Origin of the sequence: Collinsella aerofaciens (genome assembly GCF_015552075.1) — a bacterium.
In the GTDB taxonomy this organism is placed as follows: domain Bacteria; phylum Actinomycetota; class Coriobacteriia; order Coriobacteriales; family Coriobacteriaceae; genus Collinsella; species Collinsella aerofaciens_Y.
The window spans coordinates 1-22,334 of the sequence record NZ_JADNDZ010000024.1 but is presented as its reverse complement, the minus strand read 5'-3'; the positions used below and the strand labels follow the sequence as shown (position 1 = coordinate 22,334).

At 57.1% G+C, this 22,334-nt stretch carries 24 protein-coding genes; 14 read left to right on the top strand and 10 right to left on the bottom strand.

All coding sequences use genetic code 11. From position 1 onward, the window contains the following. Window positions 1-97 precede the first annotated feature (97 nt). The 8 genes from recA (at window position 98) to hflX (ending at window position 8,884) form a co-directional block, all read left to right on the top strand. Window positions 98-1,246, top strand: a complete 1,149-nt coding sequence (gene recA, locus I2D41_RS01915; RefSeq protein ID WP_271741624.1) for a recombinase RecA — start codon at window positions 98-100, stop codon at window positions 1,244-1,246. A gap of 11 nt (window positions 1,247-1,257) precedes the next feature. After that, a complete protein-coding gene (locus I2D41_RS01910) occupies window positions 1,258-1,950 on the top strand; it encodes a regulatory protein RecX (protein WP_195363358.1) in 693 nt (230 codons plus the stop codon). A 257-nt stretch (window positions 1,951-2,207) separates the two neighbouring features. After that, on the top strand, window positions 2,208-3,758 hold the full coding sequence (gene rny, locus I2D41_RS01905) for a ribonuclease Y (RefSeq protein ID WP_195363357.1): 1,551 nt from the start codon (window positions 2,208-2,210) through the stop codon (window positions 3,756-3,758). A gap of 1 nt (window position 3,759) precedes the next feature. Then, a complete protein-coding gene (locus tag I2D41_RS01900; protein WP_006235981.1) occupies window positions 3,760-4,845 on the top strand; it encodes an ATP-binding protein in 1,086 nt (361 codons plus the stop codon). Between the two features lie 74 nt (window positions 4,846-4,919). After that, entirely contained in the window at window positions 4,920-5,237 is a 318-nt protein-coding gene (locus I2D41_RS01895) for a stage V sporulation protein S (protein WP_006235982.1), read from the top strand. 49 nt (window positions 5,238-5,286) lie between these two features. After that, window positions 5,287-6,657 carry a tRNA (N6-isopentenyl adenosine(37)-C2)-methylthiotransferase MiaB gene (miaB, locus tag I2D41_RS01890; RefSeq protein ID WP_195363356.1) on the top strand — a complete coding sequence of 457 codons (1,371 nt, stop codon included), beginning with the start codon at window positions 5,287-5,289 and terminating at the stop codon, window positions 6,655-6,657. Further along, a complete protein-coding gene (gene miaA, locus I2D41_RS01885; RefSeq protein WP_195363355.1) occupies window positions 6,657-7,595 on the top strand; it encodes a tRNA (adenosine(37)-N6)-dimethylallyltransferase MiaA in 939 nt (312 codons plus the stop codon). The genes miaB and miaA overlap by 1 nt, the downstream gene beginning before the upstream one ends. Continuing rightward, complete coding sequence (hflX, locus tag I2D41_RS01880; RefSeq protein WP_195363354.1) at window positions 7,595-8,884, top strand: GTPase HflX; 1,290 nt, start codon at window positions 7,595-7,597, stop codon at window positions 8,882-8,884. The genes miaA and hflX overlap by 1 nt, the downstream gene beginning before the upstream one ends. On the opposite strand, the gene I2D41_RS01875 is transcribed toward hflX, so the two are convergent. Both I2D41_RS01875 and lexA read right to left on the bottom strand, forming a co-directional pair. Further along, window positions 8,869-9,573 carry a heparan-alpha-glucosaminide N-acetyltransferase gene (locus I2D41_RS01875; protein WP_195363353.1) on the bottom strand — a complete coding sequence of 235 codons (705 nt, stop codon included), beginning with the start codon at window positions 9,571-9,573 and terminating at the stop codon, window positions 8,869-8,871. The genes hflX and I2D41_RS01875 overlap by 16 nt on opposite strands. Beyond that, window positions 9,573-10,217, bottom strand: a complete 645-nt coding sequence (gene lexA, locus I2D41_RS01870; RefSeq protein WP_040359862.1) for a transcriptional repressor LexA — start codon at window positions 10,215-10,217, stop codon at window positions 9,573-9,575. The genes I2D41_RS01875 and lexA overlap by 1 nt, the downstream gene beginning before the upstream one ends. 163 nt (window positions 10,218-10,380) lie before the next feature. On the opposite strand from lexA, the gene I2D41_RS01865 reads away from it, so the two are divergent. Genes I2D41_RS01865 through dut form a run of 3 tightly spaced genes read left to right on the top strand, consistent with a single transcriptional unit; the run spans window position 10,381 to window position 11,773 of the window. Next, on the top strand, window positions 10,381-10,830 hold the full coding sequence (locus I2D41_RS01865) for a LysM peptidoglycan-binding domain-containing protein (protein ID WP_195363352.1): 450 nt from the start codon (window positions 10,381-10,383) through the stop codon (window positions 10,828-10,830). 51 nt (window positions 10,831-10,881) lie between these two features. Continuing rightward, on the top strand, window positions 10,882-11,325 hold the full coding sequence (nrdR, locus tag I2D41_RS01860) for a transcriptional regulator NrdR (protein WP_022093781.1): 444 nt from the start codon (window positions 10,882-10,884) through the stop codon (window positions 11,323-11,325). 4 nt (window positions 11,326-11,329) lie between these two features. Beyond that, entirely contained in the window at window positions 11,330-11,773 is a 444-nt protein-coding gene (gene dut, locus I2D41_RS01855; protein ID WP_195363351.1) for a dUTP diphosphatase, read from the top strand. Window positions 11,774-12,240: 467 nt separating this feature from the next. Here dut and I2D41_RS01850 read toward each other — a convergent pair whose 3' ends face one another. Further along, entirely contained in the window at window positions 12,241-13,542 is a 1,302-nt protein-coding gene (locus I2D41_RS01850) for an MGDG synthase family glycosyltransferase (protein WP_195363350.1), read from the bottom strand. A 118-nt stretch (window positions 13,543-13,660) separates the two neighbouring features. On the opposite strand from I2D41_RS01850, the gene I2D41_RS01845 reads away from it, so the two are divergent. Both I2D41_RS01845 and I2D41_RS01840 read left to right on the top strand, forming a co-directional pair. After that, on the top strand, window positions 13,661-14,599 hold the full coding sequence (locus I2D41_RS01845; RefSeq protein ID WP_229042051.1) for an NAD(P)/FAD-dependent oxidoreductase: 939 nt from the start codon (window positions 13,661-13,663) through the stop codon (window positions 14,597-14,599). Window positions 14,600-14,752: 153 nt separating this feature from the next. After that, on the top strand, window positions 14,753-15,364 hold the full coding sequence (locus I2D41_RS01840) for a DUF1836 domain-containing protein (RefSeq protein ID WP_195363348.1): 612 nt from the start codon (window positions 14,753-14,755) through the stop codon (window positions 15,362-15,364). 72 nt (window positions 15,365-15,436) lie between these two features. Here the strand turns inward: I2D41_RS01840 and I2D41_RS01835 are convergent, their stop codons facing one another. The 6 genes from I2D41_RS01835 to I2D41_RS01810 all read right to left on the bottom strand — a co-directional run bounded on the left by I2D41_RS01835 (window position 15,437) and on the right by I2D41_RS01810 (window position 20,287). Continuing rightward, a complete protein-coding gene (locus tag I2D41_RS01835) occupies window positions 15,437-16,303 on the bottom strand; it encodes a DegV family protein (RefSeq protein ID WP_195363347.1) in 867 nt (288 codons plus the stop codon). A 165-nt stretch (window positions 16,304-16,468) separates the two neighbouring features. Then, window positions 16,469-17,596: a coiled-coil domain-containing protein gene (locus I2D41_RS01830; protein ID WP_229042050.1), complete on the bottom strand. Its 1,128-nt coding sequence runs from the start codon at window positions 17,594-17,596 to the stop codon at window positions 16,469-16,471. 32 nt (window positions 17,597-17,628) lie between these two features. Beyond that, window positions 17,629-18,159 (bottom strand): adenine phosphoribosyltransferase, encoded by a 531-nt coding sequence (locus I2D41_RS01825; protein ID WP_195363346.1) that lies wholly within the window; start codon window positions 18,157-18,159, stop codon window positions 17,629-17,631. A 40-nt stretch (window positions 18,160-18,199) separates the two neighbouring features. Continuing rightward, a complete protein-coding gene (ftsR, locus tag I2D41_RS01820) occupies window positions 18,200-19,078 on the bottom strand; it encodes a transcriptional regulator FtsR (RefSeq protein ID WP_148346656.1) in 879 nt (292 codons plus the stop codon). 3 nt (window positions 19,079-19,081) lie between these two features. Beyond that, window positions 19,082-19,516: an FHA domain-containing protein gene (locus I2D41_RS01815; protein ID WP_006236002.1), complete on the bottom strand. Its 435-nt coding sequence runs from the start codon at window positions 19,514-19,516 to the stop codon at window positions 19,082-19,084. Window positions 19,517-19,582: 66 nt separating this feature from the next. Further along, window positions 19,583-20,287 (bottom strand): CDP-alcohol phosphatidyltransferase family protein, encoded by a 705-nt coding sequence (locus I2D41_RS01810; RefSeq protein WP_195363345.1) that lies wholly within the window; start codon window positions 20,285-20,287, stop codon window positions 19,583-19,585. Between the two features lie 391 nt (window positions 20,288-20,678). On the opposite strand from I2D41_RS01810, the gene I2D41_RS01805 reads away from it, so the two are divergent. Then, entirely contained in the window at window positions 20,679-21,788 is a 1,110-nt protein-coding gene (locus tag I2D41_RS01805; protein ID WP_195363344.1) for an IS110 family RNA-guided transposase, read from the top strand. Between the two features lie 355 nt (window positions 21,789-22,143). On the opposite strand, the gene I2D41_RS09980 is transcribed toward I2D41_RS01805, so the two are convergent. Next, window positions 22,144-22,334 (bottom strand): hypothetical protein (locus I2D41_RS09980; protein ID WP_229042048.1); only part of this gene is annotated, 191 nt, incomplete at its 5' end.

Here is a 22,334-nt window from a genome sequence, read left to right as displayed (position 1 = left end):
TTTTGGAAAGGTCGGCTGCATATGATTTATCTGAACGGTTGACCACGAACAGCCGTTCGTTTATTATCGATGCAGGTTGTTAAGAGGAGGGCTATTCATGGCCAAGAATTCAGGTCCCGTACGTACCGTTCATGCTCGCACGACGGGTAAAGAGCGCGATGAGATGATCGCCACCACCAAGGCCGAGATCGAGAAGAAATTCGGCCAGGGTTCCATCATGAGGTACGGCGACGGTGGCCCCGAGCTCGAGGTCGAGGCCATCCCTACGGGCGCTCTGGCACTCGATGCCGCGCTGGGTATCGGCGGTGTGCCGCGCGGCCGTATCGTCGAGATCTACGGCCCCGAGTCCTCCGGTAAGACGACGCTTTCGCTCGAGATCTTGGCCGAGGCCCAGGCAATGGGTGGCGTCGTGGCATTTATCGATGCCGAGCATGCGCTCGATCCCACGTATGCCGCGCGCATCGGCGTGGATATCGACGAGGTGCTCATTTCCCAGCCCGATACGGGCGAGCAGGCGCTCGAGATTGTTGACATGCTCGTGCGTTCCGGCGCCATCGATGCCATCGTCGTCGACTCCGTCGCCGCGCTGACCCCGCGTGCCGAGATCGAGGGAGAAATCGGCGATACCACGGTCGGCTTGCAAGCTCGCCTGATGAGCCAGGCGCTTCGCAAGCTCGCCGGCTCGCTGTCCAAGTCCAACACGACGTGCATCTTCATTAACCAGCTGCGTGAGAAGATCGGCGTCATGTTCGGCAACCCCGAGACCACGACGGGCGGCCGCGCCCTTAAGTTCTTCTCTTCGGTGCGTATCGACATTCGCCGTATCGACAGCATTAAGCTTAAGGACGAGGTTATCGGTAACCGCGTGCGCGCCAAGGTCGTTAAGAACAAGGTGGCAGCTCCGTTCCGTTCTGCTGAGTTCGACATCATGTACGGCACGGGCATCTCTAAGGAGGGCTCGATTCTGGACATGGCTGTCGAGTGCGGCATCTGCAAGAAGATGGGCTCCTGGTTTGCCTATGGCGAGGACAAGCTCGGTAACGGTCGCGAGGCCGCCAAGGCGTTCCTGCGCGAACACCCCGATTGCGCCGACGAGATTGAGCATAAGGTCCGCCTCGCCTGCGGGCTTGAGTTTGATGACGATGCTCCGTCCGAGGTCGAGTTGACCGATCAGCCTGCGCCTGACGAGTTTGACGAGCTTTATGCCATCGATGGTTCCGCCATGCTCGATGATGACGACGAGTAGCGGTTACGCTCATGTCGTATACGGTGACCGAGGCTACGGTCGTCTTTCCCGATAAGAAGTCGGCCTCCTCGTTCTCGAGCGGGTATGCGTCCAAAAAGCCTTGCGCACATATCGATTGTGAGCTTGAGGGCGGTTTTGAGCGGTCCATTTGGATTCCCGTGCGGGTCGCGCGGCTGTATGTCAAAAACCGCCCCGATCTTCCCTGTGATTGGGACAACTTTTGTGAGGCGGTGCAGCTCATCGAGCGTAAATGTGCACTTACCATGGTGACCGAGATGTTATCGCGCCGCGACCATGCGACGGGTGAGGTCCGTGACAAGTTGGCTCGCTACGGCTTTCGACAGCCCGCGATTGATTTCGCCGTCGAGCGCGCCACCGAGTATCGCTTTTTAGACGAGAACCGCTTTTGCTCGTACTTTATCGAGGAACGCAAGCGGCGCGGTTGGGGACAGCGCAAAATCGAGACCGAGCTCAAGCGACGTCATGTTGTGCTCGATGACATTCCCGGTTATCCCGAGGATTATTTTGCCGTCGAAGACGATTTGGCGCGTGCGTCAGCCCTGCTCGCCAAGCGGCATGTTCCAGAGACGCGCGGATTCGAAAAACTGGTTCGGTTTTTGATGGGCAAGGGCTTCTCGTTTCACATCTCCGCCGATGCCGTTAAGGCACGTCTCGATGCCGAATGCGAGGAATGTGCGCTTTAGGCGTATGCGTTTTGTGGCCCCGCCGTTCACCGCGTTTTAGCCGCCGTACTGGGGCCATTTATTTGACAGTTGTTGTGGTTCAACGTACGATAAACACTGTCATTTGCTTTGTGATATGTGCTCATCTGTGATGAGTTTGTTTATATGTTTATCTGTATCCGACCCGCATAAGCTGCGCCCATATTACTCAAATGTCGCGAGCCGTTCATAAGGACGGTTCGCTTTGTTGTGTAACGAATCCATAAAAAGGAGTGAGCATGCCTATCATTGCAGCGCTCGTTGGCATCGTTTTGGGTGCCATCGTCGCCATTGCCTACATGCGCACCGCCAAGCAGGGTAGTCTTCACGAGGCCGACGAAAAGATCCAGTCGGCACACGCACAGGCTGAGTCCCTGATCGGTGATGCAAAGCGTCAGGCCGAGACCCTCAAAAAAGAGGCTCTGCTCGAGGCTAAAGAGGAGATCATCAAGAACAAGCAGGCCGCCGAGGCCGAGGACAAGCAGCGTAAGAACGAGATTCGTACGCTCGAGAATCGCGTGATGCAGCGCGAGGAATCCCTCGATCGCCGCAACGACGCTCTCGACAAGCGCGAGCATCAGCTGTCCAGCCAGGCCGGTCAGGTCGAGAAGCGCTCCCGTGAGCTCGAGGAGCTCTGCGCAAAGCAGACCTCCGAACTCGAGCGTATCGCCGACCTTACCCGCGAGGACGCCCACAAGGAGCTCCTCGATAAGGTTCGCGGCGAGGTCACCCACGAGGCCGCCACGATCATTCGCGAGTCCGAGCAGCAGGTTCGCGCCGAGTGCCACAAGACCGCCCAGGAGATTTTGTCCCTGGCGATTCAGCGCTGCGCTGCCGACCATACTGCCGAGGTCACCGTTACCTCCGTGCACATTCCCTCTGATGACCTCAAGGGCCGTATCATCGGTCGCGAGGGTCGCAACATCCGCACCTTCGAGCAGGTTTCCGGCGTCAACCTCGTGATCGACGACACGCCCGAGACCGTCGTTCTTTCGAGCTTCGACCCGGTCCGTCGTGAGACCGCCCGTGTCGCCCTCGAGAACCTCATCGCCGACGGCCGCATTCACCCCGCCCGCATCGAGGAGATGTATCACAAGGCTGCCGACCTGGTTCAGCAGCGCGTGCGCGAGGCTGGCGAGCAGGCTGCCTTCGATACCGGCATCCACGACCTGCACCCCGAGATCGTCAAGACCCTTGGTGCCCTGCGCTACCGTACCTCGTTTGGTCAGAACGTGCTTCAGCACTCCCTCGAAGTCTCTGACCTGTGCGGCGTGATGGCTTCCGAGCTTGGCCTGGATGTTGTGACCGCCAAGCGCGCCGGCCTGCTGCACGACCTGGGCAAGGCAATCGACCATGACGTCGAGGGCCCGCATGCCGTCATCGGCGCCGAGCTTGCCCGCCGTTATGGCGAGAAGCCCGTTATCGTCCACGCTATCGAGGCTCACCATGCCGACGTCGACCCCAACACGGTGCTCGATGTCCTGGTACAGGCCGCCGATGCTGTCTCTGCCTCTCGCCCCGGTGCCCGTCGCGAGTCTGCCGAGAACTACATCAAGCGTCTTGAGAAGCTCGAGGAGATCGCCAACTCCCATGATGGCGTCGAGCGTACCTATGCCATGCAGGCTGGTCGCGAGGTCCACGTCATGGTTCAGCCGGACAAGATCTCCGATGCCCAGTCCACGGTCCTGGCTCACGATATCGCCCATCAGATCGAGGAAGAGATGGAGTATCCCGGTCAGGTGCGCGTTGTCGTGATTCGCGAGAGCCGCGCTGTCGATATCGCTAAATAACATGAGCGACGCGAACGAGCTCATCTCATTTATCGCGTCGATGTCGGGGGAGGGCAACCTTCGCGTCGAGGAGAACCTTGGCGAGGGGTATGTCCGCCTCCGCGTTTCGGAGGCCGAGCGGCGCCAGGCAAAGCACGACATTCAGCATGTCGAGGATATCGTCATCGAAATGCTTCGTAATGCTCGCGATGCTGGCGCCGACAAAGTCTATCTCGCCACGACCAAGGAAGATGGCGTCCGCACGCTTGTCTTTCTGGATAACGGTTCGGGCGTTCCGCAGGATATGCAAGAGCGAATCTTCGATGCTCGCGTTACCTCCAAGCTCGAGAGCATGAAGATGGACCGTTGGGGCGTTCACGGTCGTGGCATGGCATTGTTTTCGATCAAGCAGAACACCGACGAGGCCCGTGTGGTCACGTCCGGCGTCGATCTTGGTTCAGCCTTTAAGGTGAGCGTTGCAGCCGACCGCCTCAGCGAGCGTGCCGATCAGTCCAGCTGGCCCCAGGCCGTCAAGGATGAGGACGGACGTTATGTCTGTGCTCGCGGCCCGCATAATATTATTCGCGCTGCCTGTGAGTTTGCGCTCGAGGAGTTGCGTGGTTGCGATGTCTATCTTGGTTCTCCGTCTGAGATTGCCGCGACCCTTTATGCTCAGGCGTCAAGTCGGCTCGATACGTCGCGTCTCCTGTTCATTGATGACGAGAGCGAGCTTCCGGTTGTCGATCGTTTAGGCCTTGCCTCTGATGCCGAGGACTTTATCCGTATCTGCTCGGGTTTGGGTCTTGAGATGTCTGAGCGCACGGCCCATCGCATTTTGGCTGGGCAGATTAAGCCCGTTCGCGGTGTGACTGCTCGTCTGCTGCGCGAGCGTGATTCGTCCTCGCATGCGCCGGCTCCTGTCGATCTCGCGAAGGATCGTCGCGGGCTACGTATTGCCAAGGATGACATGGCACAGTTTTCGCGTGCTGTGGAGCGCGACTTTAATGACCTTGCCGCCCGGTACTATCTCAACCTTTGCGGCGACCCAAAGATTCGTGTTTCGCGTGATCGAATCACCGTGACCTTCGATCTTGCCAAAGAGGAATAGTTCCTTTACCGAGTCCACTCGGTACGATAAAGTTATTGCAGTTAAAACGTACTTTTAAACGCAGGAGTTTCTTCATGGATTGCCTGAAGGTATCAAGCAAATCATCGCCCGCGTCCGTTGCCGGTGCCATCGCCGGCATGGTCAAGGATGGTGTACCCGTCAACATCCAGTGTGTCGGCGCTGGTGCTGTCAACCAGGCCATTAAGGCCGTGGCTATCGCGCGCGGTTTTTTGATTCCAACCGGTTTTGATATTTCCTGCGCGCCCGTGTTCTCCGACATCCTCATTAACGGGGAGTCGCGCACGGCCATCCGCCTTTCTATCTACGTTCACCAGATCAATCGAGCTGCTATGGATAACGTCGTCATGGATGATGTTAAGCCTGTGGCATAGCTTCTGCTTGCCTCGATTCGCCTCCCTTCCATCGTTAGGACTTATGCACATGGACCAGCGTTCCGTACGCGATATTCTTGCCGGTAAAACCTACTTTATCCGCACCTTTGGCTGCCAGATGAATCAGCACGATTCCGAGCGCGTGAGCGGTCTGCTCGATTCGTATGGTTGCCTCATGGCGCTCGATCCCGAGCATGCCGATATCGTTGTCTTCATGACATGCTGTGTGCGTGAGGCCGCCGATACTCGCCTGTACGGTCAGTGCAATTCCTGCAAAAGCCTGCCGCCTTCGCCTTCTGGCAAGCGTGTGGTTGCCGTGGGCGGCTGCATCGCGCAGCGTGATGGCGAGGGCCTGCTCACCAACGTCGATAACGTCAATGTCATCTTTGGCACGCATTCTATCGCACATGTGGCCGAGCTCATTGCCGAGGCGTTCCTTGACGGCAAGCGTCATATCCGCACCAATGAGCATGAGGATACGGATGCCATGAGCATGCCGTGGCATCGCGAGACCCAGTATCACGCCTGGGTGCCCATCATGACGGGCTGCAATAATTTCTGCACCTATTGCATCGTGCCGTACGTGCGCGGTCGCGAAAAGAGCCGCCCCTTCGAGGAAATTGTCGACGAGGTGACCGGTTTGGTGCGCCAGGGCGTGCGTGAGATTACGCTGCTGGGCCAAAACGTTAACTCATATGGTCGCGATCTGTTTGGCAAGCCACGTTTTGCCGATTTGCTGCGCGCGGTGGGCGATACGGGTGTGGAGCGCATCTTCTTTACGTCTTCGCATCCCAAGGATCTGCTGCCCGAGACCATCGACGCCATGGCCGAGACGCCTGCTGTTATGCCGCAGCTGCACCTGGCCGTCCAGTCAGGTTCGACGCGGATCCTCAAAGAGATGAATCGCCGTTATACACGCGAGGACTATCTGGGCCTGGTCGATCGCATTCGCAACCGCATGCCCGATATCGCGCTCTCGACTGACATTATCGTTGGCTTCCCGGGCGAGACTGAAGAAGACTTTGAGCAGACGCTTTCACTTGCCGAGACGGTCCGCTATGCCCAGGCCTATACCTTCATCTATTCCAAGCGCGCCGGTACCCCGGCCGCAGAGATTGACGATCCTACGCCGCATGAGGTTATTCTCGGGCGTTTCAACCGCCTGGTTAAGGTTATCGAGACCACGGCACATGAGTATAACCAGGGTGAACTTCATACTGTGGTTCCGGCGCTCATTGAGGGAACGAGTAAAAAGAACGACGCGGTCCTGCTGGGCAAGAGTCCCAAGAATCAGACCGTGCATGCGCCTATCCCCGAGGGTTACAGCATCGATCAGCTTGTTGGCAAGATCGTTGATGTTGACGTTGACGTTGCCAAGACCTGGTATTTGTCCGGCTCCGTTGTGGGCGAGCCGCGCTAATGGTTTCTTCCGGGGCAGGTCTTTCCGCCGTTGCGATCGTCGGTCCGACGGCGGTTGGTAAGAGTGATGTTGCCGACCGTTTGGCCGCTCGTCTTTCGTCCGAAGTGCTGTCGTGCGATGCGATGCAAATCTATCGCGGCATGGACATCGGTACCGCAAAGATGACGCCCGATGAGTGTACGGCGCCGCTGCGTCTCGTCGACATTGTAGAGCCGGGTGTGGCATATTCTGCTGCGCTTTATCAGGCTGACGCTCGCGCGCATGTTGAACGTCTCATTGGTTCGGGTTGTCAGCCGGTTTTTTGCGGAGGTACGGGGCTATATCTCAAGGCCGCCCTCGATGAGATGGACTTTCCCTCGGGTGAACTTGAGGACGATCGCCGTGTGGGCTATCAGGAGCTTGCCGAGCGTATTGGCGAGGAAGAACTGCATGCCCTGCTTGCCGAGCGCGACCCAGAATCGGCTGCTGTTATTCATCCCCATAACGTGCGCCGTGTGATTCGTGCGCTCGAGATGCATGATGATGGTATCTCCTATGCACAGCAAAAAAGTCAGTTTAGTGTTCCGCGCGAGCATTATCATGCTCTATGGTTTGGTCTGACGCGTAATCGCGAGGTGCTCTATGAACGCATTAACCTACGTGTCGATGTGATGTTTGAGCAGGGTCTTGTTGATGAGGTTCGCGGTCTTATGGACCAGGGGCTGGGAGATGCCCTGACTTCGATGCAGGCAATTGGCTATAAAGAGATCATTGATGCTTTCAATGGCGTGATTTCTATGGATGAGGCTCGCGAACTCATCAAGATGCGTTCGCGTCGCTATGCCAAACGTCAGCTTTCGTGGTTTAAGCGCGATGACCGTATCGTGTGGTTTGATATGGACGAGTTTACGATCGATGAGGTCGTTGAGGACATCCTGCATCGTATTGAGGCTGCCTAATGGCCCGTTTCCCCCTTGTTCCCACGGCACCCGAGCCCGAGCGTGCCATATTAGTTGGTGTTGAGTGGCGCGACAATGCATGGCCGCTCGATCGTTCGCTTGACGAGCTTGAGCGCCTGGCCCATACGGCTGGCGCCCAGTGCGTGGCGCGTTTGTCACAGCGTTTGGTTAAGCCGTATCCAAAATCGTTTATCGGTTCCGGTAAGGTTGAAGAGCTGTGCGGCCTGGTGCATCGCATGGATGTCGATGTTGTTATCTTCGACGACGACCTGACGCCCTCGCAGCAATCCTATTTGGAGAAAGCCGTGGGCGAGCCGGTAAAGATTATCGATCGTACAGCACTGATTCTGGATATCTTTGGCCTGCATGCTCAGACGCGTGAGGGACGCCTGCAGGTACAGCTGGCGCAGCTTCAATATCTGTTGCCTCGTCTGCGCGGCATGTGGAGCCATCTTGCCAAGGAGCAGACGCGTGGCGGCATCGGTTCGCGCTTTGGCCAGGGTGAAAGCCAGCTCGAGGTTGACCGTCGCTTGATTCGCAATAAGATTGCCGCGCTTCGTCGTGAGCTCAAGCAGGTTGAACAGCGTCGCGATGTTCAATCCAAGAGCCGCATTGAGTCACCGGCGTTTCGCGTCGCGTTAGCCGGTTATACCAATGCCGGTAAATCGACGTTGCTCAATCGCCTGACCGGCTCTACGGTACTTTCGCAGGACAAGCTATTTGCTACGCTCGACCCGACGACGCGTTCGTATCGCCTGCCCGGCGGTCGCGGCATGACGATTACCGATACCGTCGGCTTTATTCAAAAGCTACCGCATGGTTTGGTCGATGCCTTTAAATCGACGCTGTCCGAGGTGTTGGGTGCCGATTTAATTCTCAAAGTCGTAGATGCGTCTGATGAGGACTATGAGCGACAGCTGGAGGCTGTCGACCGCGTGCTTGATGAGATCGGCGCTGGAGAGCGTTTAACGCTGACCGTATTCAATAAGATTGATCTTCTCGATAGCGTTGATCGATTAAGTTTCCGTCGTCGCTATCCCGAGGCCGTGCTGTTCTCGGCCCAGACGGGCGAGGGACTCGACGATCTCGTCGACCGTATTGCTCGTGAGGCGGCTGCTACCGATGTGCTGCTCTCTGCTGATATCCCGTATCGTGAGGGCGCCCTCATCACGCTTGTGCATGAGCAGGGAACCCTTTTGCACGAGGAATATCTTGAGGACGGCGTTCGTATTGTGGCGAAGCTGCCGGCCCGTATCGCGCCGCGGCTCGAGCGTTATCGCACTGAGTAGACGAGCTCCAAAATGCCCAGAATGATGGGCTGATGCAGCAGATAAAAGGGGAGTGCATGACGTCCAAGGCTGGCGAGCGCCGGGACGGGATTGGCGTAGGCCCAGCTTGGGGCGGGATGTTCACATCTTTGAGCGGTACGCGCAGCGAAGTATCCTGTGAGATACATGAATATGAACGGGATGATTGGATAATAGTCGCCTGAAACGAACCAGGGGCCGGGAAATCCTAGCCACGCCAAATAGGGGAATGAATAGGTCGATTTCGGGATGCCCCATGTCGCTGCGAAGAGAGCGAGGCATATCGCAATGCCCCACGTGCTGGGCACTTTCTTAAGCATCGGTCGTGTTACGGCTGCCACAGCGGTACACGCCGCCATGCAATAAATGATGCCAAAGTTCACTGAATCGTCGACCGATACGAGCGTTGTTGCGATCCAGACGACCAAAGCTGCGGCTGCGTACTTGGCCGCTCGTTTAGCATTGTTGCGTGAGAGCGTGCACATCCAACCCGCTATAAACAAAAATACCCAGCTGATGCTGGCGCGCCAGATGTCTTGAAAGACAGTCTGGGTAAACCAGGGCATATCCCAGTCGTACAGGTAGGCGAGATCGTAGCAAGCGTGAAAACCTGCCATTGAAATCATCGTAAACCCGCGGACGGTATCAAAGATGGTGATGCGTTTTTGCATTACGAGAACCGGCGCATCAAGCCGACGACTTTGCCCAAGATAACGGGATTCGTTGCATAGATAGGCTCCATGGTGTCATTCTCAGGCTGCAGGCGTACGCGTCCCTGCTCCTTGTAGAACGTTTTGACGGTCGCTGAACCATCAATCATGGCCACGACAATTTCGCCATTCATGGCACTCTTTTGTTCACGGACGATGATGTAATCGCCATTGAAGATGCCGACATTGATCATTGAGCTCCCATGCACCTCAAGGATAAAGGAACCCTGATCGGTGGCGATTTCGGTCGGGATAGTAAAAGTGTCTTCGATGTTCTGCTCGGCCAGAATGGGGATCCCAGCCGCGACGCGACCAACGAGCGGTAGCGAGACCGTTCCGCGAGGTGCGGTGGGCTCGTCAGATTTAGAAATTGAGACCGAGGAGCCGTCCTCGTTAAAGAGTTCCAGGGCGCGCGGTTTGGTGGCATCGCGCTTGAGCAGCCCGCGCGCCTCCAAGGCAGATAAGTGGGCGTGCACGGTGCTGGGGGAGGAAAGGCCCACGGCAGAAGCCATCTCGCGCACGCTGGGCGGATAACCCTTCTCTTGCTGATATTCCTTGATGAAGTCGTAAATTTGCTGCTGACGCTTGGTAATTTTGCGAGCCATCAGGGCATCCTCTCTACCCATGTCAAACAAATGTTCGAATTTTGCTTGACAGGAACAACTGTTCGAAGATAATAATAACCGAACATTCGTTCTCGCGCTAGACATTTTTGTCCGCGCGGCTTGATAAAACTGTTCTCAGCAAAACACGCGAGAGGAGAACATGATGAACGCAACGAATATGGTCCAGGGAAACCTCGCCCTTAAGCTCGAGACGCCTGCAGAACCCACTTTTACGGTTGTTCAGGGCGGCCGCTCCGGCTTTCAGCCTTTGACCGTAAAGCCTGCTCGCAATCAGCAGGCTGTAGTCGCGCCGGCTCGCGTTGCCCTGAAGGTTCCGACGATTGTCGCCGTTGCCGTTGCGCTTACGCTCTTCTTTGTCCTCGCTACGTCGGTCTTTAGCGCTCGTCACGCCGCGTATGCCGAGTCCGTTTCCAATGTTACCTACGAGACCATTCGCGTTCAGCCTGGCGATTCTCTTTGGTCGCTTGCCGAGGAATATCCAATCGAAGGCCTTTCCACGCAAGAGACTTCCGACATGATTCGTAGTGTCAATCATCTGGAGCATGGTTCGCTCGCCGCCGGTGCGCATCTTAAGGTTCCTGCTCGTTCGTAATCATTATCGCGCTGCGCATGGTACCCTTGTTATCGTTTAAGAGGAGGTACCATGCGCTGTCCCAAATGTGGCAAGGCACATACCCGCGTCGTTGATTCCCGTATGCAGGAGTCAAATAACACCATTAAGCGCCGTCGCGAATGTTGCTCGTGTAACTATCGCTTTACAACGTTTGAGCGATGCGAAGACCCAATCGAGGTCATTAAGTCAGACGGAACCAAGCAGCGGTTCGATCGCAATAAGCTGCTCGTCGGCTTGATGCGCGCCACCATCAAGCGTGATATCGATACTAAGAAGCTCAATGAGATTATCGACGACATCGAGGTCGAGCTGCGCTCTCGCACGCTGACGGCCGTTACGTCCCATGAGTTGGGTGACATGGTGCTCAAGCGCTTGGCCAAGATCGACAAGGTGGCCTACATCCGCTTTGCCTCGGTCTACCGCGATTTCAAAGACGTCGATGAGTTTCTGCAAGAGCTCGACAAGCTAAGGTAATTCCATGCCCAACATTACCGTCAACATAAAGCGTCTCGACCCCACCGTCGAGCTTCCCAAATACGCCCATCCCACCGATGCCGGCTTGGATTTGCGCTCCAACGAGGACTGCGTCCTGAAGCCCTTCGAACGTCGTCTGGTCTCTACTGGGCTGGCCATCGCCTTGCCCGATGGCTACGCCGGCTTCGTCCAGCCCCGCAGCGGCTTGGCCATCAAGCAGGGCCTGTCTATAGTCAACACGCCGGGCCTCATCGACGCCCACTACCGAGGAGAGCTCAAAGTCATCCTCATCAACCTAGACCCCACGAACAACATCCAAATCAACAAAGGCGACCGCATCGCCCAGCTCGTCATCCAAGAAGTCCCCACGGTCAACCTCGTAGAAGTAGAAGAACTAGATAAAACCGACCGAGGAGCCGGCGGTTTCGGTTCTAGCGGCGTCGCTTAGTCGTTTACGTACTGTCCGCTGACCGGCCCGACCCGCCTATATATCATCCCATGCTCAAACATTCTCGCGGGGGCGCTCGTATCCCTCCCGCCCGTCTCTCACACATATCATTCCATGCTCAAACATTCTCGCGTCGCTTCGCTCGCTGCGAAACTGCGCGTGGAACGATATGTGTGAGAGACGGGCGGGCGGTTACTCGCTTGAAAAATTAAAGCCTTTCTTTCTAGTAAGCCGATGCGATAAAGGAAAACCTCCTTTCTCGCATCGGCTTACTATATTTATATTTTTGGTTTTGCCTTTGCAGATTCTGATGGTGGGGAATCTGGTATAGCTGCAAGTACGTTAACGCAGCTTGCCTGTGGGAGGCCCCTATATATCGTCCCGCGCGCAGTTTCGCAGCGAAGCGAGAATGTTTGAGCATGGGATGATATATAGGGGCCTCCCGCAGGTAAGCGGGCAATCCAATGCTAGCGGATATGCGCTGGCTTGCCGCCCCAGTAGAAGCGGCAGAAGGCTCGTTTACGTTTTTGGGGTTTGCCTACGAGCTCCATGGTTGCGATGGCTATATCTTCGGCTGCGTGGGGGCGGCGTAGTACTTCGCCGTTGATGAGTAGGGCTTTGAGTGATTCGGGATGATCGTGCAGATGGCGCAGGGTTACGATGAGTTCTCGTGCGGTGGTGACATGCATGCTGGCGCCCATTCCGGTGAGCATGGTGGTGTTGGCCTTTTCTTGACCATATGATTTGCCCAGCAGAATCATCGGCAGATGCGCGCACAGGCATTCGGTGACGGTGAGTCCGCCCGATTTGAGGATTGCCAGGTCGCAGCCGTGCATGAGGGCCGCCATGTCGTCCACGTAGTCTAGAACCGTGACATTTTCGAGCTTCATGGCGTCGAAGAGCGTCTTGAGGCGGGTGGCGTATTCCTCATCCTTGCCCGGCAAAAAGACAAAGTGCATGTCCTCGAAGCTGCGCAGGAAGGGGAGTGTGCGGTCCATCTCCGCGCGAAAGCGAACGTACGGTTGAGGCAAACTGGCACCGGCCATCACCAACACAACTGTCTTGTCAGCGGGGAGATTGAACTTCTCGAGTTCTTCCTCGCGATTGTAGTCCGTATCAAACCCGGCGCGGATGGGGATGCCTGTAATGCGGATCTTGGTCTCGGGAACCTTACGGGGGCGAAGTGTCTCGGCCATAAATTCGTTGGCCACGCAGAACAGGTCGGTGTCCTTGTGGGGCCAAAAGCCTTCGACTTCATAGTCTGTTGGTACGCAGATGACCGGGTAATCGATACCCGTGATGACGCGGGCGCCCACAGCGACGTTGGCCGCCGTAATGTGTGTTGCGACCACGGCTATGGGCCTGCGGGTCCGGACGTATTCGTTGAAGGCGGGGAACATAATTCGCGACCATGCCGTGCCGCCACCCCAGAGAAGATGTCCCGTAAGCGTATATCGCCAGGTCAGGTCGTAAATGGGGCGCGTGGCTCCCGTAAAAGAAGCCGCGGTCTTATTGCCGTCGAATTTAATACGTCCAAAATCAAGGATATCGAGCACTTCAATCTCAACATCCTCGGGGACGCCATTGGTGCCGCGGACGAGGTCTAATGCCTGCGCAATCGCATTTGCGGCGGCCTTGTGGCCCGAGCCGACCGAGGCATGCACGATGGTCACGAGGGGTTTTTGCTGAGCCAAGAGCGTGGTTTGCTCCGATTGGGGAGTGCTGTGCGTGATCAGGGGAGCGTCGTCGCTCGTCTGCGTCTGATCCATCGATAACTCCCCTTCGACGTTGTAACACGGATTTATCATTGTAGTGCATGAGTGTCACGTTCACGTAAATTTGGGTATGAGCGCAAAGAACGACAACGTTTCGACGAGAGGACTCTTCATGATTACCGATCAGACAATCGATGTTGCGATTATCGGCGGCGGCCCCGCGGGCTATGCTGCCGCCATTTATGCGGCGCGCGCCAACCTTACGACGACTGTCCTTGAGCAGGGTATGTCTGGCGGACAGATTGCTACATCCAACGAGATTGAGAATTATCCTGGTATTCCACTGCTGAGCGGCGCCGAACTTGGTGAGCGGTTCCAACAGCATGCTGAAGGCCTGGGGGCCCAGGTTAAATGGAGTATGGTGACAGGCGTCGATTACGATGCCGATGCGGCTCAATTTACCATCCATCATGATATGGGCGACACAGCGGCCAAGAGCGTCATTGCGTGCATGGGCGCCACGCCGCGTCCTGCGGGTTTTATTGGCGAGGACGCGTATCGCGGTCGTGGCGTTTCGTATTGCGCGACGTGTGACGGCATGTTCTTCCGTGGCAAGCAGGTCTTTGTTATCGGAGGCGGCAATTCGGCATGCGAGGAGGCACTGTTCCTGTCCGACATTGCCAGCAGCGTGACCATCGTGCTGCGTCGCGATCAGTTCCGTGCACCCGAGGGCGTTGTGAATAAGGTGCTTGCTAAGGACAATATTTCAGTTAGGTACCAAACTAGTATTGTTGAGCTTTCTGGTGAAGCGATGCCCACGACAATCACGTTCAAGAACAATGCGACTGGTGAAATGCACACTGAGTCCTTTGAACCTGGCACATTTGGCATTTTTGTCTTTACGGGGACGCAGCCACATACCGAGCTTGTTGAGCATCTCGTCGATCTGGCTCCCGACGGCGGCATTGTTACCGACGATTCGATGGCCACCCGTACGCCCGGTTTATTCGCAGCTGGCGACATCCGTTCCAAGCGTTTACGCCAAGTTGTGACCGCCGTTTCTGATGGAGCCATAGCGGCAACCAGCGCATACGCATTTCTTCGTGGATAAGTACGATAATATATCTTATGTAATGTTGTTATCTATTAACTAAATGGCGGGACGATGCATCAGTGCACAGTCCCGCCATTTTTCTTGCCGGCTATGTGGTATGCAAAACTAGATAACCTAGAATACAATATAGCTAATGAACGGAGGAGCCTTATGAACCACGCCAAACGCGTTATCCCGATGTCCGATTCGTCGGTCAGCATTAAACCTGAGGATATTCAGCCCACTGTGCTGCCCGATGCATTTATTCAGTCCGATATCGTGCGTAAACTCAATACGTTGAGTCTGCCGCGCTATGACCAGTTGCCCAATGTGACGCTCTACCGCGACCAGGTCATTGAGTATGTTGCGCTGTGGATGGAGTCGCTGTCTATTTGCGTTGAGCAGCCTGTCATTACGCCATCGATGATCAATAACTACGTGAAGGTCGGCCTGGTGCCTGCTCCGGTCAAAAAGCAGTATGGTCGCGAGCAGATTGCCCGCCTGATCGCTATCTGCATCTTTAAGCAGGTGCTACCTATTGCTGCGGTGCAGGCGCTCTTTAACATTCAGCGTTTGAGCTACGATGCCCCGACAGCCTTCGACTATGTGGTCGATCAGCTCGAGGCATCGATTCGTTCGGCGTTTTCTGTCGAGCAGACGCCGGTTCCCGATACGGCGCATCAGGTTACGCGTGAGTCGCTGCTTGTGCGCAGTGCGGTTTCCTCCTTCGTTTCGAAGGCTTACTTGATGAGCTATCTCAAGTTCAACGGGTTTAATAGCTAGCCGACGTATAAAACGGGCGGGACAAAGAGCCATCTGTCGCTTTGTCCCGCCCGTATTTTGCTTGGTTGGACTTTATTTGCCTGAAGCTACGCCCATGCCGTAGCCGATGATGAGGCCGTGCATTTCGGCGTAATAGGAATCCAGGCCGTTGCAGGGCATGATGATGGTCTTGGAGCCGGGCCAATGTTCGACTATGCGATCAGTAAGCGCCTGGGCTCCAGCTTCGTTCTCAACGTGATCGATGATGACCTCACCGCCCTTAAAGCCCTCGGCTTCCATAGTGTCGATGATCTTGTTGAGCATCTTCTTTTCGCCACGCGTGTGCCCGACGAGTTCGATTTTACCGGCCTCACTCGCCGTGCCCAAAATGCGGATATTGAGCTTGTTGGCAATGACGCCGGCTGCCTTAGGGATACGTCCGGCTTTGGCGAGGTTTTCGTAATTGCACAAACTGAAGAGGATTTTGCTGTTCTGTTCAAGGCTATCGAAGCATGCGCAAGCATCCTCGAATGAGACATTCGGATTGCTTGCAAGATAGCGGTCGAACAGCAAGAAAATGAGGTCCATTTTGCCGCCAGCTGCGCGTGAATTGACTAGATGAATCTGTCGGTCGGGCTCCTCGGCAAGAACCATATCGCGAGCCGTGGCTGCCGCGTTGTAGCTGCCCGACACGCCCTCAGAGATCGGCATGCAGATGGTCTTGTCTGCCAATTTGAAGAGCTCGGCCCACTCCCCTACGCTGGGACAAGCGCTCGAAGAAGCGTTCGTCTCCGCCTGAACAGCGCAGTTGAGCTCATGAACATCGAGCGAAAGGTCATCGACGAATTCACGCTCCCCCACTCGAATTTTGAGGGGCGCAAATGCAAAGGTGGTATGGGGCGCGGTCGGTTGCCAATCGCGGAGGTTACAGCTTGAATCGGAGATAAGTGCCCAGCTCATAGAGGGTCCTTTCTAATTGTTCCCATTCAATTATAGCCATCTTGCAAATTGAATGTACGGCTATCTAGTTTTGAATACTAGATAGCCGTACAAGATTAGAGAAAAAAGAATGGACCTCGCGACTTAAAGCCACGAGGTCCACATTCACACGCTGTGTAAGATGACTTAATAGCGCACGAAGATGTAGTTATTGTTCATGCCGGCGGCGACGGAGCTGATGATGACACCCGTGTTGTAGTCGGAAGCATGAATCATCTGACCACCACCGATGTAAATGCCGGTGTGGTACGAGTTGACCACAACGTCACCGGGCTGCGGATCGGACACACGCGTCCAGCCCATAAAGGTACCCGTGGTGCCCAGGCGGCAATAGCGACCAGTGAGGCAATAGCTAACAAAACCAGAGCAGTCGAAGCTGTTCGGGCCAATTCCGCCCCAGGAATAAGCGCAACCAAGCTTACTGTATGCACGCGAGACAACAGAACCGCCGTCGACGGACTGGCTCGGAGCAGAAGGCGTCGGAGCCGGAGCAGGTGCGGGGGGCTGCGGCGTCGGAGCAGGTGCCGGCGTAGGAGCCGGAGTGTTGCCGCCCTGGTTGTTGTTATTGCTGGTCTGGCCACCGTTGTTGGTGTTCTCGGTCGTACCGGCAGTCTCGTTGCTCACCGTGGCCTTCTCGGCGGTGCTGGCGTTGATGCCGGCCTGCAGCGCGGCGTTGGCCTCGGCCTCGGCGGCAAGCTCGGCCTGCAGCTGCGAATCCAGGGAGTTTACGACGCTCTGGGCTTCAGCCTGCTGGGCGTTAAGCTCGTCGACCTTCTTTTGCGTGGCGGCGACGTTCTTCTCCTGCTCGGCCTGCTTATCGGTGAGCTGCTGCTTAAGCTCCTTGACCTCTTGAATGGTCTGAGCTTGCTTATCGGAAACTTTGCCGTAGTAGAACAGACGGTTGAGCATATCGCTCAGGTCATCGACACCCGTCAGAACCTGAAGCAGGCTCAGACCGCCGGTTTTGTACTCGCCGGCGACATAGGTCGAGAGCTTGGCCTGACCATCGGCAATTTCCTGCTGCTTTTGCGTGATCTCGCCAGCAGTCTGATCGAGCGCCTGCGTCTGCGTGGCGAGCTCATCGTAAATCTGCTGGGTTTGGGTACCGATCTGCTCGAGCTTAGTACGAGCAGCGGCAAGGTCGGATGCGGTATCGGCGTAGGCAGGAGCCGCGAGGCCCAAGCCCAAAACACAAGCGAGGGTTGCCGTAGCAGCGCAGCGTGCCATGTTTTTATGCGTGTTTGCTGTGCGCATGTAGCTTCCTTTCCAGTAACTAAGGGTAACGGCTAGTCCACCGTCACCAGGCTAAAGAGCTCCACATCGTCATCAGACGGCGTGAGCTTCTCGCGCGGGTTGAGAAACGTAAGCTCAAGGATACAACCGTAACCGACAAGCTTTGCGCCCATATCTCGCACCAGTTTACCTGTTGCCTCGACGGTTCCGCCCGTCGCGACCAAGTCGTCCAGAATCAACACGGTATCTTTAGAGCTGATAGCGTCGGCATGGATTTCAATTGAATCGGTGCCGTACTCGAGCTCGTAGCTCTGACTTACGGTCTCGCGCGGTAGCTTGCCAGGTTTACGTGCGGGAACAAAGCCGGCGCCAAGGGCTACAGCCACCGGTACGCCAACCATAAAGCCGCGAGCCTCGGGACCCACGACCTTGGTGATTCCCATGCCGGCAAAGTGCTCGGCGAGGGCATCGGTCATGGCTTTGAGCGCCTCGGGATTGCCAAAGAGCGGCGTGATGTCTTTAAAGATGACTCCGGGCTCGGGATAGTCGGGGATGTCGACGATTTGAGATTCGAAGTCGTACATTGCATGACCTTTCAATGGGTTGCCGAAATTTCAGCAGCGGTTATTTGCCCGCGGTGGCGGCGCCGGATTGCGAAGGGGCGACGACTTTGAGCGGCTTTACGAGAGAATCCTCGTGCGAAACCGGCGCGGCTGGCTCTTCGTTTTTGGCCTTGGTGGACTCGGAACGCGTGATTTCCTCATCGAGTGCATCGATGTCGGCGTCCTCGACCACGGCGTTGAGCGACTCAAAAACGCGGTTCTTGAGCAGCGCGGTGTGCACGCCCTCCGTCAGGTCGTGAAGCTTCTTAAACGCACGCTCGAGCTTGGCGTCGCGCTCGTCATCGGAGGTATCCATTCCGAGCATGCTCACGAGCACCTGCTCAAACATCGAGGACTCGCGGTTAGCGGAAGACACGTACTGACGCAGGTTGCGTGGCTCGATATGGAAGCGCGACAGCTCGGAGCAGTAACGGATGATCGGAAAATCGCGACCATCGACGAGCTCGCGGTTCTGCGGGCTTTTGATGATGCGAATGAGGTCGTTTTCGGCGAGCGAGCGGATAAACGAAATCTCGACGCCCAGCATATCGGGAATGGTCTCGATGGGATGCAGCTTTTGCTTAGTCTCCTTGGGCTCCGTCTTGAGCGGAACATCGGACAGCAAGCCCACCTCGTAGGCGAGCGTTGACAGGTCCGTGGCGTTTTCCAAGCGCTGCTTAATCACGTTGAGTGGCATATAGCGGGTCTTCTGCAGGTGCAGGATGACCTCCAGGCGATCAACGTCCTCCTTTGAGTACTGACGGTATCCCTTTGGCGTACGATGAGGGGTAATGAGCCCCTCATCCTCTAGAAATCTAATTTTTGAGTTCGAAAGATCGGGGTATGCGCCTCGAAGTAGGTTGACGACTTGGCCGATACTCAAATAGTTGCGTTCGGCCATGCCCTACTCACCGGTTTCGATGCGCTCCGGCGTGCTCTCGTGGTAGATGAGCGTAAACGTACCGATCTGGACGGAAGAACCGTCGTGCAGCGGGGCTGCATTGACGATGGCACCGTCGACCCAGGTGCCATTGAGCGAGCCCAAGTCCTCGATGCGAGCGCCGAGGCCCTCGCGAATAATGCGCGCGTGGCTGCGCGAAACGGTCATGTCATTGAGGAAGATGCCGTTCGCAGGATCGCGGCCGATGGTGGTCACGTCGTCCTCGAGTTCAAAAGCGGCACCAGTCTGCGGACCCTTGACGATGGACAGAACGGGGGCGGTGATGCGCACGTTGGCCATGAGGTCGGGAACGGTGACGTCGCTTGAAGGAACGCGGAATACGCAGGTAGCGTCCGCGGTCTTATCATTCTGAGGCATATTGTTAACCATGTTGTCCATGACAACCCCTAACTTATCGCGGACCTGCCGCAAATAATGAACCGTACGTAATCATACCCCAACGAATCAGTCTTCGATTTCAGGGTTCAGAAAGTCGATGTCCTCGTCCTCGGGATGCGCGAGAGCCTGTTTAATGGCCGCTCCGCCCTTAATGGAGTAGATGACAGCCGTGAGCATGGAGAAGATCACGCCGCCGTACACAAAGAAGATGCCGAGGGGCACCGAGCTTCCGTTGAGGCCCGGGAAGGCCGTAAGGGATGAAGGTAAAAGATGCAGGCCGTCAATAACGGGGAAACCGAGCAGCATGAGCGAGAAACCAGTCATGAGCAGCGCTGTGGCAATCTTTCCCGGGAAGACGACATCGATGGGGCGACGGTGATAATGACGAACGATAAGCGTGCCGATGCCCAGATAGATGTCGCGGCCAATAATGAGCACGCAGACCCAGACGGGCAGCTCTCCGCGGACCACTAGTCCCAAGACGCCGGTGAACAGCAGCGCACGGTCGCAAATGGGATCCATGACCTTGCCGAGCCATGAGACCGTCTTAGTCATGCGGGCGATCTGGCCGTCCATCCAGTCGGTGGAGGCGGCAACGGCGTAGATAACGATGGCGATGACGCGGTTGTTATCCGTCACAAACAGGTACAGAAATACCAGGGTGAGGATCAGGCGCGTAAAGGTGATGAAATTGGAGATCGTAAAGATCTTATTCGACGGGTAATCGGAAGTGCCGATAAGCTCCTTTTTGATCTTCTTTTTGATGCCCACAGGACTCCCCCGCTGGTTAACGACAAAACTTTCGATACTATACCCGTTCCGGCGATGTCTATCCAGCGCAGCCATAGAGAGTCCAGACATGTGGAGGGCGCTGCCGCAACGTGAATGTGCCGTTTTTGTGTACGTCAGCCTCCAAACATGTCATAAATTGTCGTTTTTGGAGGATGACGTACAAGTTTTTGTTAAGCGAAAGTATCGATTAATAAAGCCGTTGATTCTTCGTTGCTTACTTTATTGATTCTTAACAAGACGATATGAGAAAGCCATTTGGGTCGCCTCCCCCGCGGCGCAGCTTCTTTCCGCGGGCTCGGGATGCCACAATGGGCTTTGAGTATCGGCCCGTGCGGTAGCCCTTACCGCACCTGCGGGGAGGAGGCTTCCCATGCCCCATGTTACCTCCATCGGCCTGGACGTCCACGCGCGATCGGTCGCCGCTGCGGCGTTCAACCCCTTCACCGGCGAGGTGGTGCACCGTGACTTCGGGACGGACGCCGCCGAGATCGCCGAGTGGGCGCTCGGGTTCGAGGAGCCCAGGGCCTGCTACGAGAGCGGCCCCACCGGCTTCCACATGGCGCGCGAGCTGCGCGCGCTCGGCCTCGACTGCGCCGTGGCCGCCGTCTCCAAGATGCAGAGGCCGGCGGCGGCCGCCCGGCGCAAGAACGACCGGCGCGACGCCGAGTTCATCGCCCGCATGCTCGCCACCCACAACATCGTCGAGGTCCCGCTGCCCGACATGGCGGTCGAGGCCGCCCGGGACCTCGACCGCGCCCTCGACGACGCGACCCGCGAGCTCCGCCGCTCGAGGCAGCGTCTCAACATGTTCCTGATCAGGCTGGGCCACGTCTGGGACGAGCGCAACGCCGACGGGGCGAGGAAGAAGGCCTGGACGAGGGCCCACTGGAGGTGGGTCTCGGAGATCAGGCTCGAGGGGCCGCAGCGCGACGCGCTGGAGTACTACGTCACGGCCGCCCGCTGCGCGGAGTCGGACAGGCGGCAGCTCGAGAGGAGGGTCGTCGCGCTGGCGGGCACCGACCGCTGGCGGGCGACGGTGGAGGCGCTGTCCTGCATCAAGGGTGTCGACACCCTGACGGCCTTCAGGCTCGCGGCGGAGGCCGGGTCCTTCAGCAGGTTCCGCTCGGCGCCGGCCTTCGCGAGCTGGTGCGGGCTCATCCCGTCGGAGCACTCGAGCGGCGAGTCCGAGCGGCGCGGCGGGATAACCAAGGCCGGCAACGCGCTCGCGCGCACGGCGCTCATAGAGTCCGCATGGCACTACTCCACGTGCTCCCCGAGGCCCAAGGCCCCAGCCCCCGGCACCGACGTGCCCCCGGTGATACGCTCGAGGGCGGACGACTGCACCGCCAGGCTCCACCGCCGCCGAGAGGCGCTGGCCGCGGCGGGCAAGAGCGCGTGCAAGGCCAACGCCGCCGTGGCGCGCGAGCTCGCCTGCTGGGTCTGGGAGATCGGGTGCAGGTCCGAGGGGACCGTCCTCTAGCGGCCGGCGACAACCGACTCCCGCCGGGAGGGCCCGCGCCTCGACGCATCGCCGGCGCGAGTTCACGACCTTTTTGATGGGCAGCCCCCGGGCCGCGCCCGACAAAAGACTGGATTCGTACGATAGCGCCGGACGGAGAATCGAAATGCGGTGGGGTGCGCGGACATACCGGGCTGACCGCCGGAAGCGCACCCGCAAGAGCCCGCGGATATTAGCTTGCCAGGCAAGCGTCGACTAAGCCATGCAGCGTGCGCGGGCTCTCCCGACGGGAAACGAAAAAGCCCGGTTTCAAACCGGGCTCGAACGAACATGCCTATTGACAATGGCTTTCTCATATTAAGAAAGGCCACCGTCGCTAAGACGATGACCCAACTTCATTAAGCAACGGCTCTGCCCAGCTCTCTACAACTTGGGCTGCCGTCGGCACCATTTTACCCTCCTGACGAGGAATTCGTCCATATTTCAAAAACCAAATTGCGTTTGCTATCGAAGCCTTGATTGTCATTTTCATTGCAACAGCCTCAGGACTCAGCGCAACGCGTTGCG